The organism is Candidatus Insignibacter tubulum, assembly GCF_056790205.1.
Genome location: NZ_CP199715.1, coordinates 700580 through 714570, shown reverse-complemented (window position 1 = coordinate 714570; position 13991 = coordinate 700580). Strand labels below are relative to the sequence as shown.

The 13991-nt window shown below is 29.6% G+C and carries 9 protein-coding genes and 1 tRNA gene; 8 read left to right on the top strand and 2 right to left on the bottom strand.

Going from position 1 to position 13991, the window contains the following annotated elements; all coding sequences use genetic code 11:
• Positions 1–114: 114 nt before the first annotated feature.
• The 6 genes from ACUBP5_RS03005 (at position 115) to ACUBP5_RS02980 (ending at position 9030) form a co-directional block, all read left to right on the top strand.
• Positions 115–2364, top strand: coding sequence for an ATP-dependent helicase (locus tag ACUBP5_RS03005; protein WP_482168170.1), 2250 nt, complete (start codon positions 115–117; stop codon positions 2362–2364).
• Between the two features lie 520 nt (positions 2365–2884).
• Positions 2885–3511: a DUF4290 domain-containing protein gene (locus ACUBP5_RS03000; RefSeq protein WP_482168169.1), complete on the top strand. Its 627-nt coding sequence runs from the start codon at positions 2885–2887 to the stop codon at positions 3509–3511.
• Positions 3498–4799: a UDP-N-acetylglucosamine 1-carboxyvinyltransferase gene (murA, locus tag ACUBP5_RS02995; protein ID WP_482168168.1), complete on the top strand. Its 1302-nt coding sequence runs from the start codon at positions 3498–3500 to the stop codon at positions 4797–4799. The genes ACUBP5_RS03000 and murA overlap by 14 nt, the downstream gene beginning before the upstream one ends.
• 163 nt (positions 4800–4962) lie before the next feature.
• Positions 4963–6186, top strand: a complete 1224-nt coding sequence (locus ACUBP5_RS02990; RefSeq protein ID WP_482168167.1) for a bifunctional folylpolyglutamate synthase/dihydrofolate synthase — start codon at positions 4963–4965, stop codon at positions 6184–6186.
• A gap of 49 nt (positions 6187–6235) precedes the next feature.
• Positions 6236–6310 (top strand) — tRNA-Val (locus ACUBP5_RS02985).
• A 425-nt stretch (positions 6311–6735) separates the two neighbouring features.
• Positions 6736–9030, top strand: a complete 2295-nt coding sequence (locus ACUBP5_RS02980; protein ID WP_482168166.1) for an inorganic phosphate transporter — start codon at positions 6736–6738, stop codon at positions 9028–9030.
• 344 nt (positions 9031–9374) lie between these two features.
• On the opposite strand, the gene ACUBP5_RS02975 is transcribed toward ACUBP5_RS02980, so the two are convergent.
• Positions 9375–9893 carry a CvpA family protein gene (locus tag ACUBP5_RS02975; RefSeq protein WP_482168165.1) on the bottom strand — a complete coding sequence of 173 codons (519 nt, stop codon included), beginning with the start codon at positions 9891–9893 and terminating at the stop codon, positions 9375–9377.
• Positions 9894–9979: 86 nt separating this feature from the next.
• On the opposite strand from ACUBP5_RS02975, the gene ACUBP5_RS02970 reads away from it, so the two are divergent.
• Together ACUBP5_RS02970 and pheS are read left to right on the top strand one after the other, a co-directional pair.
• Complete coding sequence (locus ACUBP5_RS02970; protein ID WP_482168164.1) at positions 9980–10381, top strand: hypothetical protein; 402 nt, start codon at positions 9980–9982, stop codon at positions 10379–10381.
• A gap of 1 nt (position 10382) precedes the next feature.
• Entirely contained in the window at positions 10383–11402 is a 1020-nt protein-coding gene (pheS, locus tag ACUBP5_RS02965) for a phenylalanine--tRNA ligase subunit alpha (RefSeq protein ID WP_482168163.1), read from the top strand.
• A gap of 963 nt (positions 11403–12365) precedes the next feature.
• On the opposite strand, the gene ribD is transcribed toward pheS, so the two are convergent.
• On the bottom strand, positions 12366–13400 hold the full coding sequence (ribD, locus tag ACUBP5_RS02960; protein WP_482168162.1) for a bifunctional diaminohydroxyphosphoribosylaminopyrimidine deaminase/5-amino-6-(5-phosphoribosylamino)uracil reductase RibD: 1035 nt from the start codon (positions 13398–13400) through the stop codon (positions 12366–12368).
• Positions 13401–13991: the final 591 nt, after the last annotated feature.

Here is a 13991-nt window from a genome sequence, read left to right as displayed (position 1 = left end):
GATATTAAATATTAATATTTAATATTTGATTTAATTTTATCCAGGTAGAAGATATAAGACAGAGAACATTTTTGTATACATTTTAACTACATATTTGTGATAAAAACCCATAGTATGCCTGATCTTAATTCTATTCAATCACAAATAGTCACTAGAATTAGTGGTCCGATGATGGTTATTTCTGGAGCTGGTTCGGGGAAAACGCGCGTGCTTACTTATCGCATTGCTTACCTTTTAAAAAAAGGTATTGATCCTTATAATATTCTTTCTCTAACCTTTACCAATAAAGCTGCTCAAGAGATGAAACAACGTATTGCAGATTTGGTAGATTCTATACAAGTAAAAAACGTTTGGATGGGCACGTTTCATTCTATATTTTCTCGAATACTTCGTATCGAAGCTTCATATTTAGGATATTCTTCGAATTATACTATTTACGATCAACAAGATGCTGAAAATGTTATTAAAAAGATTATAGAAGAATTTCAACTTGAAAAAGATCTTTATAAGCCTAAAGTTTTACTCTCACGGATTTCTCAACTAAAAAATAATTTAATTACCGCAAGATCGTACTTTGATAGTTCTGAACTACAAGAATATGATTCGAAACGGTTACGGCCTCGTACGGGAGATATTTATAGCTCTTATGTAGATCGTTGTTTTAAGTCAGGTGCTATGGATTTCGATGATCTTTTACTATATACCAACGAACTTTTAACACGGTTTCCCGAAATTTTATATAAATACCAAAATTGTTTTAAATATATTATGGTCGATGAGTATCAGGATACCAATCATCTGCAATACCTTATTGTAAAAGCTTTAGCTGCGCGTTTTGGAAATCTATGTGTAGTAGGTGATGATGCGCAAAGCATTTACTCTTTTCGTGGGGCAAGTATTCGTAATATTTTGAATTTTCAATCCGATTATCCTGATGCTAAAATCTTCCGCATGGAGCAAAATTATCGTTCTAGCGGTCATATCGTTCAAGCAGCTAACGAGGTGATTTCTTATAATAAAGAACAGTTAAAAAAAAGGATTTGGACCCAAAATGAAAATGGAGAAAAAATTGAACTCTATATAGCCATCTCAGATGGAGAAGAAGCCGCTTTTGTCGCTAATAAACTTTCTGATATTAAAAAGTTTTGGCGGTTAAAATATCAGGATTTCGCTGTTCTTTACCGTACTAACGCTCAATCTCGCGTATTAGAAGAAGTATTTCGTAAGAAAAATATTTATTATCATATCTATGGCAGCCTTTCGTTTTATCAGCGCAAGGAAATCAAAGATCTAATTGCCTATCTTCGTCTATTAATTAACCCTAGAGATGAGGAAGCTCTTTTACGTATTATCAACTATCCCGTTCGTGGTATTGGACAAACTACGGTTAACAAACTTATGATGTTAGCCTCTGAAAAAAACAAATCCATTTATGAATTACTTCAAAATCCTAAAATTCTTCCTCTTAATAAGAGGATTATTACAATACTAGAAGAGTTTATTGTAATGATCAAATATTGTGCTCTGAAGTTGCCTCAAGGAGCTTATGCTGTAGCTAAAGAGGTAATTAAAAACTTTGGCTTGATTAGTAAAGTTTATAAGGATGATACACCTGAAAGTATTTCACGTTGTGAAAATATACAAGAATTTATGAGCAGTTTACATGTATATGTCGAGGAACAGACTCAACTCGCTGGCGGAGATATATCTTTAGCATCTTTTTTAGAAAACATAGTTTTAGCTGATGATACCGATAGAACAAACGATCAAGAGAGAGATCGTGTTTCTTTAATGACTATCCATCTCTCAAAAGGTCTTGAATTTCCAGTAGTTTTTATCGTGGGTCTAGAAGAAAATCTTTTTCCTTCTATATTTAATCTCACTACTCAGATTGATCTTGAGGAGGAAAGACGATTATTTTATGTAGCCTTAACTCGAACTCAAAGACAAGCTATACTTAGCTATTCTCTCACGCGTTATCGTTGGGGAAGACTTATAGAGAACATACCAAGTCGTTTTATCGAGGAAATTTCTCAGGATCGTTTAACTAAATTAGGTATACAAAAACAAAAATTTTCTCCTTCTATTAATCCTCAACTTTTTCAAAAGTCATCTTCTTCTAGTGATTCTTTAAAGAATATTTACAAAGAGAAACTTCCTCTAAAAGAGACCTATAACAAAGACCTTAGAAATCATATATCTCTCTTAAGAGAAGGTACACGTATTAGTCACAATCGTTTTGGAGAAGGTAAGGTGATGGAAATTAGAGGGAATGATTCTGATAAAATACTAATCGTTCATTTTGATCAAATAGGGGAAAAAAAACTTTTATTAAAATTCGCTAAAATTGATATAATTTCATGAGGATAATAATTAGTAATTATACTTATACTATTATACTAAGGATAACAGGTTAGTTATTACTTTTAGTTTAAAGTGAGTTATAATTGATACTATCTCGGCGTTGATTTTTATTTTTTTTTTAAGCATATATATCAGCATATGATTACTTAGAGTACCCGTTTTAAAAGTAATAGATAATTTGATTAAAAACTCTCGTTTAGTTAAATTATAGATTATTTAAGAATATATTAAAATATAGAAGCTATGTATAAACCATATGGTTATTATAACCCATTTAAGATTTATAATGAAGTAGATATATTAGTTTGGATACCTATTTATGTCCTCTATTCATGCTAAAGAAAATTAGCCAGTAAGTATTTCCTATTTTAAATACCAACTTGTCCTAGACTTTTAAAAATACTTATTAAGATTCTCTTAATATAGAGGATAAAATATCATAAATTCTAATAAACAAATTATGTAATTATTAACCATAATACGCTACTTTTGATAAAAAAAATGATCACATTTAAATTTTATGGAATATAATACTGATCGTCCAAAGATGATGATCCCTGAATATGGTCGACACATTCATAATATGATCTGGTATGCAACGAGGATAAAGGATAAAAATGAACGCAACCATTGTGCTTGGAGTATTATTAAAATTATGGGAGATTTAAACCCCCACCTTCGAGATGTTCCTGATTTTCAGCATAAACTATGGGATCAGCTCTTTATTATGTCTCAATTTAAATTAAAAGTAGATTCACCTTTTCCTCAACCTGAGCCTGAACAGTTTAAATGTCTTCCTAAAAACGTTCCTTATCCTAAATATCTACTTGAGGCTCGTTATTATGGAAAAATTATACGAGATATGATTACCGTAGCAGCAGAATGTTCAGATCCCGATAAAAAGGAGGGTCTGATATACATTATTGCTAACACTATGAAAAAAAACTACATAAAGTGGAATAAAGATACAGTAGAGGATAGCATAATTTTTGAAGATATACGAAAATTGTCGGCAGGAAAAATTGTAGTCGAGACTTTGACAGATTCTTTACTTGAGAGCGAGGATATTATTCAAAATGGGAAAAGACGTAATAGGAACAATCCTTATAAAAAAAAGAAATATTTTGGGTCTAATGGGGATATTTGAAATTCAAGGAGGCTTCCGCCTCAAAGGGGAGGTAATTCCGCAAGGATCTAAAAACGAAACCTTACAAATTTTATGTGCTACACTCTTAACATCAGAACCCGTACGTATTAAAAATATACCTAAAATTCAAGATGTTAAACATTTAATATGTATTCTTGAAAATCTAGGAGTTAAGATTTATAAGAATTCTCATAATGATTATACTTTCCAAGCCCAAGATATTGAACTTGAGTATTTATCTACAGTAAAATTCCAAAAAAAAGCTCATGAGATTCGCGGATCTATTATGATAGCAGGTCCTTTATTAGCTCGTTTTGGTAAAGTTTTTATTTTCCAACCAGGAGGCGATAAAATTGGACGGCGTCGATTAGATATTCATTTTCAAGGTCTTATCGCATTAGGAGCTCGTTTTGAGCGTACCAAGAATTATGCTTATAAACTTCATGCAGAATATCTTAAGGGAGCGTATATCCTTTTGGAAGAGGCCTCTATTACTGCAACAGCAAATGTCTTGATGGCAGCCGTATTAGCTAGGGGGACAACCACTATCTATAATGCTGCTTGTGAACCTTATATTCAGCAGCTATGTAAAATGCTTATTTCTATGGGAGCATTTATAGAAGGAATAGGCTCAAACTTGTTGATTATAAAGGGAGTGAATGTTTTAGGAGGATGCTCCCATAAAATATTACCCGATATGATAGAAATCGGTAGTTGGATAGCTTTAGCAGCTCTTTCTCGTTCTGAAATAAGAATAAAGAATGTAACCTGGAATAATATTGGAGTAATCCCAAATAGTTTCCAAAAACTCGGCATAACATTATATCGTCAACAGGATGATATTTATATCCCTTCTCAAGATCACTATTGCATTCAAAAGTTCATTGATGGTTCTATACTGACACTTTCTGATGCCCCTTGGCCTGGCCTGAGTCCAGACCTTCTTAGCGTACTTTTGGTAACAGCTACTCAAGCTCAAGGAAGCATATTAATTCATCAGAAAATGTTTGAAAGTCGCTTATTTTTTGTTGATAAACTTATAGAGATGGGAGCGCAAATAATTCTTTGCGATCCACATCGTGCTACAGTTATAGGGATGAATCATAGTTCTCCTTTACAGGGATCAAATATTAGTTCTCCTGATATAAGAGCAGGGATCGCCTTACTTATTGCTGCGCTTTCAGCACAGGGTAAAAGCACCATATATAATATAGAACAGATAGAGAGAGGTTATGAACGTATCGATGAACGCTTACAAGCGTTAGGTGCTAAAATTAAAAGATTATAATCTTCATAATATGCTATAGAATAGCAATCTGTTGTTAAGATAATGTGAATAAAATTAACTGATATAATTATTTCTTCTTATTAAAGAATCCTTTAATGAAAATATTAAAGGAGGATAACAGGAGGGAGTGAAGTGCTTATTTTTTAATTTTAACTTCATACTTATGAACTATATACAAACACTTAAATGGATTTTAAGTAATCTTCCTGCATATCAAAGACAAGGAATATCTGCTTATAAGCCAGGATTAGGTCGCATTTTAAAATTTTGCCAATACCTAGGTAATCCCCAACATAACTTTGCTAGCATCCATATATCGGGCACTAATGGAAAAGGGTCTACCTCTTGTATGCTAGCTTCTATTTTGCAAGAATCTCGCTATCGAGTAGGCTTATTTTCTTCCCCTCATTTAAAGGATTTTCGTGAACGTATTCGTTGTAATGGTCTTATGGTTTCTAAGAAGTTTGTTAGTGATTTTATAAATCGTCATAATAAGGTTATCAAAGAATATGGACTTTCTTTTTTTGAAATGACTACTGCTATGGCTTTTGATACTTTTCGCAAACGAAAAGTAGATATTGCTGTTATAGAAACAGGACTTGGAGGTCGTCTAGACTCTACAAATATTATTTTACCCAATCTCTCTATTATTACTAATGTTAGTTATGATCACACTGAAGTGCTAGGTAATACTCTTGAACAAATTGCCTTGGAGAAGGCAGGAATTATAAAAAAAGGAATTCCTGTAGTTATAGGGGGTATATGTATTGATACAGTACGGGATGTTTTTCAGACAATTGCTAAAGAGAGAAATTCTCCTATTTATTTTGTAGAAGAGTCTTTGACAGAAAAGTTATATTTTACTCCTTTAAAAGGAAATTATCAGTATTTTAATCAACAGACTGTTCTAAAAGCAATAGATATTTTAAGAAAAGAATTTTGGAAAATTTCTTCTAGAAATATAGCAAATGGATTTAGAAAAATTATTAAAAACACTATGATTAAAGGACGATGGGAGTACCTATCGCACTTGCCACTTATTATAGCTGATATTGCTCATAATGAAGATGGGATTCGTAAGGTAGTTGAACAACTCACTCAGTATTATTATAAGGATTTACGATTGATACTAGGATTTGTTCGTGATAAAGAAATAGAAAAGATATTATCTCTCTTTCCAAAGAATGCGATATATTATTTTTGCCAGCCTTCTTTAGATCGAGCTTTTACTATAGAAGAGTTACAAAATTTAACTCAGAATATCTATGATAAAGCTTACTATTTTAATAATGCAAATGAAGCACTTATTCAAGCTAAAAAGGAGGCCCATAAACAGGATCTTATATTTGTAGGTGGGAGTACATTTGTAGTAGCTGATATTATTTGATTTTGTTAGTTGATAAAAAGCTTTTATATTTGTAATCATCATTTTTACAGGGCGATTAGCTCAGTTGGTTCAGAGCACCTGCCTTACAAGCAGGGGGTCACTGGTTCGAACCCAGTATCGCCCACTGAAAATCTTTCTATAATCTATCATGTATGATAGATCGTTTTAATATTATAATACTTATTCTTTTTCTTTAATCTTTTCATCTCCCCATCTCTCCTCCCAATTTTTTTTTGGGTAGGTCGGGATACGTCGTATTACACGTATATTTCTTATAAAACTATATTTTTTTAGGAAACTTTTTAATTAAAAGTAAAATGATAATCTTCTATAAGAAAATAGAGATACTCATTTATAAAAAAAATATTTAATAATGAGAAGAATTAAGTGCTATTAGAATTATTTTATGTCTTGATATAAAATGTATAAACTATATAGTTCTATGCTCTCTCTAGAGAGAGAAGATATTATCTCATTATATAATATAAAACCCTTATAAAGGAAAATTATTTAAATGTACTTTTATGTAGTCAAAAATTTAAGGAATCAATGGAATATTTTTTTTCAGTAGCTCTTGTTATGATATTTGTATTTGCTGTTTTCGATATTATTGTAGGGATAAGTAACGATGCGGTAAATTTTCTTAATTCAGCTATAGGTTCTAAAGTAGCATCACGTAATACTATAATGATTTTTGCAAGTGCTGGTATAATTATAGGGACTTTTTTATCAAGCGGCATGATGGAAGTAGCCCGCAAAGGGATCTTTAATCCTGGGGCGTTTTATTTATCGGATTTATTTTGCATTTTTATAGCAGTAATGATTTGTGATGTTGTCCTTTTAGATTTATTCAACACTTTAGGATTACCTACTTCTACTACGGTTTCTTTAGTATTTTCTTTATTAGGAAGTTCACTAAGCATTGCGCTTATCAAAATTATCTCACCCTTAAGTCAGGATACATTATATCATCTGGGAAATTATATTAAAGCTGAACGAACCTTTACTATCATATCTAGTATATTCCTTTCCATAGGTATCTCATTTATCACTGGAATGATAGTTCATTATTTCATACGATTGATGTTCGGATTTAATTATAAAAAGAGAATTAAATACGTAGGGAGTCTTTGGTCAGCTATAGCACTTAGCAGTATGACCTATTTTCTAATTATAGAAGGGGTTCATAGTGCCTTAAAAGGCCTGGATCCTAAAGATATTATTATGGGAACTACTATCTATATAGATAATTTTATAAAATGGATAGACGCTCACTTTTATATATTTATCAGCATTTTGTTTATGAGTTGGCTGTTTATTTCTCAATTTTTTCTTTCCCTGGGTTACAACATGTTGAAATTTATTGTGCTATTTGGAACTTTCTCTCTCGCTATGGCTTTTGCTGGAAACGATCTAGTAAATTTTATGGGTGTTCCTATGGCAGGATTTGAATCTTATCAAATTTGGTTAAATGCTGGGAAGCCTGATCCAGATAGTTTTAGTATGAAAGTTTTAAATGGGAATATTCAGAGCTTACCTATAATGCTACTTGTAGCAGGAATTATTATGACATTGACTTTATGGTTTTCAAGAAAAGCACGTACAGTTACTGAAACTGAGATTAATCTAGGTCGACAAGAAGAAGGTACTGAAAAATTTTCTTCTAACACTCTAGCACAAATTATCGTAAGGGTATTCTTAGTAGTAGGAAATTTTTTTTTCAGTTTATTTCCTAAACGTACACTTGTAAAAATCGGACGGAATTTCAAACAGAAAGAACAAAATGAGAACGTAGCCTTTGATTTAGTTCGAGCCTCTGCTAATCTTACTATATCAAGTGTTATAATTGCAATAGCCACTATAAAAAAACTTCCCCTATCAACTACTTTTGTTACTTTTATGGTAGCTATGGGCACCTCTCTATCCGATAGAGCATGGGATAGAGAAAGTGCTGTATATCGAGTAGCAGGAGTTCTCAAAATTATTGGTGGATGGCTCTTAACTGGAGTAATTGCCTTTATTGTAGCAGGAATACTTGCCCCTCTTATCTACCAATTTAAAATGTTGGCTCTCTTCAGCGCAACAGTATTAGTAATATTTACTTTTTATAAAAGTAATAAAGAACATAAAAAAATAGAACTAAAAAAAGTTAGAGAAGAAACTCATACGATAGATATAGATGAATTAAACTTATTTAAAGCTTTAAGAAAGATTTCAGATCGTTTGAACATAATAATAGAAAATGCTGAGCATATTTATGAAAAATCTATAGAAGGAGTTTGCAGTGAGAATTTAAAAATGCTTCAAAAGGAAAGAAAATTATATGAAGAGTTGCAAGATAATTTTACTGCTATGCAAAATACGATTGTCAAGGTTATTAAAAAAACCAAAGCTAATGAACCTTCCACTGGAAAAATATATATTAGAACTTACGAAAAGGTACAATTAATAATCAATGCTTTAGACATTATTTCACAACGCTCCTTAAATCATATTATTAATAGTCATAAACCATTAAAATATAAACAAAAAATAAGTATTTTGCGTTTAAAAAAGAATATGCTCGAATATATGAATTCGATAAAAATCATTCTTGAAACAAAAAAATTTTATACTTATAAAACACATTCGCTTAAGAATAAAATTATAGATGATATAGATGAACAATTAGACTCCCAAATAATGGGCATAGTGAATAAAAAATATGGTTCTAAAAACAGTACTTTGATATTTACTATTCTTTTAAAATCTAAAGATCTTTTAGAAGTTTTTGAAAAAATATTGCATCTCTATAATAGAGTTTATAAAGAGTTTAATTTAATAGAAACTACACTTAAAAAATGATCGCTCAATTAAACTGATAACTAAACAAAATTTTTTAGATATATATTAAGATATAAATCTTATTCTATAGATTATAGAACTTTAACTTTTTTATTAAAATCTAGTAAAATATCATCTAATTAGCTTACTATAGTAGCAAGGCAATAAGGCTTTCTCTTAAGATAGAGAACCTTTATTTATATAGTGCCCTGCTCAATAATTCATTATAATAAGGAATACACACTTCTTTCTTTAGAAAAGACTATAACTTCCATATGTAGAGTTATTTATTATGTATTATAAAGCATTATATATGATATATCTTTCAAAATTCTCAATAATAAAAAACAGTACTATTATAGTAGCTATATTAGTATATTCATAGTATTTTCAATCTTTGAAAAGATCTCCGATACCTTATCATATAAAAAATGATTGAAAGAAAATATTTTCTGTAAAAGAATAGAATTGTTTAAATAATCTGAGGATATCAAAGATATGTAGTTATTTAACTTACTGAATAAAAATACAATTATCGCCATATATAAAAAGGATTTTATCAAACCTAATAATGCTCCAAAAAACCTATTGATAAAATAAGTATAACTAATACTCATAACATATGAGATAAGAATTTTTAAAAGATGTACAGACCAAAAAATAAGTAAGAATGAGAGAATCAAAGAAATCAGATAATTATATTGACCATTTATTACTGATGTTTTTTTTAATAAAGGCGCAATAAATATAGCGAGTTTATCCATACCATAAAATCCTAAAATCCATGATAAACAATAAGTTATTTGGGTAATAATACCTATTCGGTATCCGCGATAAATCCCTAAAATAATAGGGATTATAATGATAATGTCTATCCAGTTCAAAATGTTTTAGTTATTATTTTTAATAAAAAAAAAGAAACACTTACTAAGATAAATAGATAAATAAAATTATAATTTATTTTTGTCTTATGAAAGAGATAGAAAAATCAATAGACGCAAAAAAATGGGAAGAAATTTTATATTATATGAGTAAGCGCTTTTCACCTAAAGATTTAATTACTCTTGAAGGCATCCTGTTCCTCATAGGAATACAAGTACTAGGTCAGGGAAGACTTGAATATAAAAAGGATGAAAAACTACATATTATACATATAGCTGTATGTCATCTTTTAGAACCTTGGGGATATTATCTCTATGAAGGAAGAGATCAACAAGGTTGGCCTCATTATAAGGTTTACGATGCCCTCCCATCGCTAAAAGAAGGTGAACAAATTATTCTCATTAAAAAATCTATCATTCATTTTTTTGATCAGGAATGTTTGTTGTATAAAAACTTTCGTAAAATAGAAATCCAACGTCAAATTGCTTAAAATGAAGCAAAAAATTCATGAAATACAGAGAGATATTAATGTGTTTATATTTGATGATAAAGAAAAAATTGAAGTTTTTAAGGCTAAATACATAGGTAAAAATGGACAAATTACTTCTCTTTTTAAAGAACTTAAAAAATTTTCTGTTGAGGAAAAAAAACAATTAGGAAGTAAATTAAATGATCTTAAGAATCATGCGCATAATAAAATTATAAAAGCTAAAACTTATTTTTTACAACATATAAAAAATAGTGAAAAACTTGAAGATCTAACTAAGCCTGGCATTTGCTATAGTCTAGGAGCACAACATCCCATATCAATGATAAAAAATCGTATTTCTAAAATTTTTCATCATATCGGATTTATAACAGTTCACGGACCTGAAATCGAAGATGATTGGCATAATTTTACTGCCTTAAATTTATCTGCTTGTCATCCAGCGCGTGATATGCAAGATACGTTTTTTATCGAAAAAAATCCTGATACGCTTCTTCGAACACATACTTCTTCTGTGCAAATTCGTTATATGGAAAATCATCAACCACCTATTCGTATTTTATCACCTGGAAGAGTATATCGAAATGAAGTAATCTCACCACGTTCTCACTGCATGTTTCATCAAATTGAAGGTCTATATGTGGATACACAAGTATCTTTCGCAGACTTAAAACAAACGATTCAATATTTTACTACTAAACTTTTTGGAAAGTCTCAAATTAGATTAAGGCCTTCTTATTTCCCTTTTACTGAACCTAGTGCTGAGGTAGATGTATATTGGGGATTAGAAACTGAAACCGATCGACGAATTACTAAAGGCACTGGATGGCTAGAAATTATGGGATGTGGAATGGTTGATCCAAAGGTATTCCAAAATATAGGTATTGACGACGATAAATACTCAGGTTTTGCCTTTGGCATGGGTATAGAAAGAATTGCACTGTTACTCTATAAAATCGGAGATATACGTTTTTATTTTGAAAATGACTTACGTTTTCTTAGTCAATTCCATAGCATTATTTAAAATAAAGGTTTATATTTTTATTATATTAATTTTATTAACTACAACTTTTTTTTCAAAAGTTATATATTAACTCATATAATTTATAATTAAAATTTTGTAGCTGTTTTTTTTTATAGAACTTAAAGATTACCTCATACCTTTATTAGTGTATTGAGATCCTAATAATTTCGAGGCTAAGCGTATGGATAACATACAGTTAGCTCTTTATAAAAGTAAAAAAAGGACCTAAGGAGGTTTATATAAAAAAACTATTTACTTTAACCCTAATAATTTTCAATTTATTGGAATACTTTCTCTTTATTTGTTAGGTCTTTTTATAAAGATTACATTATGCAATGTAATAAGAGAAGGCTATAATGATTTTATAGATATTGCTATTGTATATAAAAAAATAACCAGTCTAAAACTGGGTATTTTATCGAGTATGAGTCTATTTGCTTCCCGATTCCGATAATCTTTTTAAAGATTTGAATAATTTTAGTTTTTTACGAAAATTAAGTAATAATATAAATTTTATTTATTTTTAGGATGAATTTTAGAATATATATATCTTATTTTCCTCTGCGAGGAAAGAAAGTAATAGAAAACAATACATCTCATTTATATAATATATCTAAGGGACAGATATTAAGTTATAATCCCCGTTGCAATGAGGATCCATTTATATTTTTATAATATATGAAAATGAAATGATAAATGTTGAGAACATTTTTTAAAAATATAAGATTGTATAAAATTGTACTTAATAATTAAGTTTACTTTTTTAAGATTGTAATTATTTAATTATCTGAATTGAACGATATTCTACCGAATATAACTAGCTAGAATATGACAATAATAACAAATTTTTATAAATTCTGTAAACCAAGGGGCTAACCTATTTAAATTATTATTTTTTTTGGATAAAATAAGAGTAGTGTATGGATTTTATTTTTATTGATCATTTAAGAAAATCTTTTTTTATTATTTTACATCATTAGGGACTATAATCAAAAGCTGATCATCGTAGATATCTTTTCGTTCCTTAATTTTCCCTTGCACTAAGGGCGCTAATAATCCATTTTTTAATTTTTTTTTAGCGATAAATATTCTTGCTTCATCCCATAGTTTTTTTTTAACAAAACTTTCTATAGTTTTTTTACCACCTTCTACTATAAGTGACTGTATATTATTATAATATATTTTTTTTAACAATGTTTCAATAAATTTTTCATCAAAAGAAATTTGTATAAATCTCAATTTATTTTTATCATTAGGAGGGGTTTTTTCAGTAAAAACCATAGTGGGCTGTTTTTGATCATATAGATTTAAAGAATAAGGTAAGCGAAGTTTTTTATCTAGTAAAATACGCCATGGATTTTTCCCGTACCATTCTCGAACATTTAAGTTAGGATTGTCATTTTGGGCTGTTTGTGTCCCGATAAGTAAGGCGTCCTCTTGGGTTCGCCAAATGTGAGTCAGTTGACGTGAATAAATATTGCTGATCCAGAAAATTTCTTCCACGTTTTTTTTATGAGTTGGTGCATCTATAAAACCATCCTGACTTTGTGCCCATTTTAAGATTATATAAGGCCTTTTTTTTTCATGGAAAATTAAAAAACGCCGATTAAGTGCGCGACAATACTTTTTAAGTACCCCTTCAATAACCTCTATCCCGGCCGATCTAAGTTTTTTGATACCAGTTGTATTTACTTTTTCATAAGGATCTTGAGTGCCTACAATCACTCTTGGAATTTTTTTTTCGATGATAAGATCTGCACATGGGCTAGTTTTCCCTTGATGTGAACAGGGTTCTAGTGTGACATATAGAGTAGAAGTACTAAAATTCAAAGGGTTTTTCACTGAGTTTATTGCTATAACTTCTGCATGCGGTCCTCCGCTTTCATAGTGCCACCCTTCTCCAATAATTTTCCCATCTTTTTCTATTACACATCCCACCATAGGATTAGGGCGCGTAGTGCTTATTCCTTTTTTAGCTAAAAATAAGGCTCGTTTCATAAATACTTCTTGATTTTTTTTCATAGAAATTAAATAAACTATCTCTTATTTAGAGATAAACATAAAATAAAAATATATAGATTTAAAGTAATAGTTACTAATAATTAATGATATGGCTAATATTAATATAATTAGTGTTAAATCGGGGAAAATCTCTTATAGAGAATTTAAATTAGGAGTGCGTTACTATCTTGTAGTAGATTATAAATATAGCAAATTAATTTAATAGTTTAGTCACCTTTGCTTCTAATCAAGAATTTTATCTTAGAGTTTTTATTTTTAGGGATTTATTAATAAATAATCGTTTTGATTTATGATTTAAGAATATTTATCTCTAATAATACTTTAAATATAATTAATATTCTTTATATTTTTTATAAAGTGCGTTCTATTAAAATAAAGGCTAAACTGAATTTTCCTACCCAATATCCAATAATTATTGGTCAACCCGATTTCATTTCTCTTACATATTTTTTTTAAAATATTCTATTCTTAATTTAAGATATGGATTATCTTAAAGTTCCTTAAGGATAAGGGACTTAGTTATTAAATTATGGTTTAATTGTTTTTATACAAACAAAAAAGTATTGA

Bases quoted from the DNA above. Each gene is read 5' to 3' on its own strand.
- ribD (WP_482168162.1), bottom strand. From the start codon at position 13,400: ATGAAACGAGCCTTATTTTTAGCTAAAAAAGGAATAAGCACTACGCGC.
- murA (WP_482168168.1), top strand. From the start codon at position 3,498: ATGGGGATATTTGAAATTCAAGGAGGCTTCCGCCTCAAAGGGGAGGTA.
- ACUBP5_RS02990 (WP_482168167.1), top strand. From the start codon at position 4,963: ATGAACTATATACAAACACTTAAATGGATTTTAAGTAATCTTCCTGCA.
- ACUBP5_RS03005 (WP_482168170.1), top strand. From the start codon at position 115: ATGCCTGATCTTAATTCTATTCAATCACAAATAGTCACTAGAATTAGT.
- ACUBP5_RS02980 (WP_482168166.1), top strand. From the start codon at position 6,736: ATGGAATATTTTTTTTCAGTAGCTCTTGTTATGATATTTGTATTTGCT.
- ACUBP5_RS02970 (WP_482168164.1), top strand. From the start codon at position 9,980: ATGAAAGAGATAGAAAAATCAATAGACGCAAAAAAATGGGAAGAAATT.
- ACUBP5_RS03000 (WP_482168169.1), top strand. From the start codon at position 2,885: ATGGAATATAATACTGATCGTCCAAAGATGATGATCCCTGAATATGGT.
- pheS (WP_482168163.1), top strand. From the start codon at position 10,383: ATGAAGCAAAAAATTCATGAAATACAGAGAGATATTAATGTGTTTATA.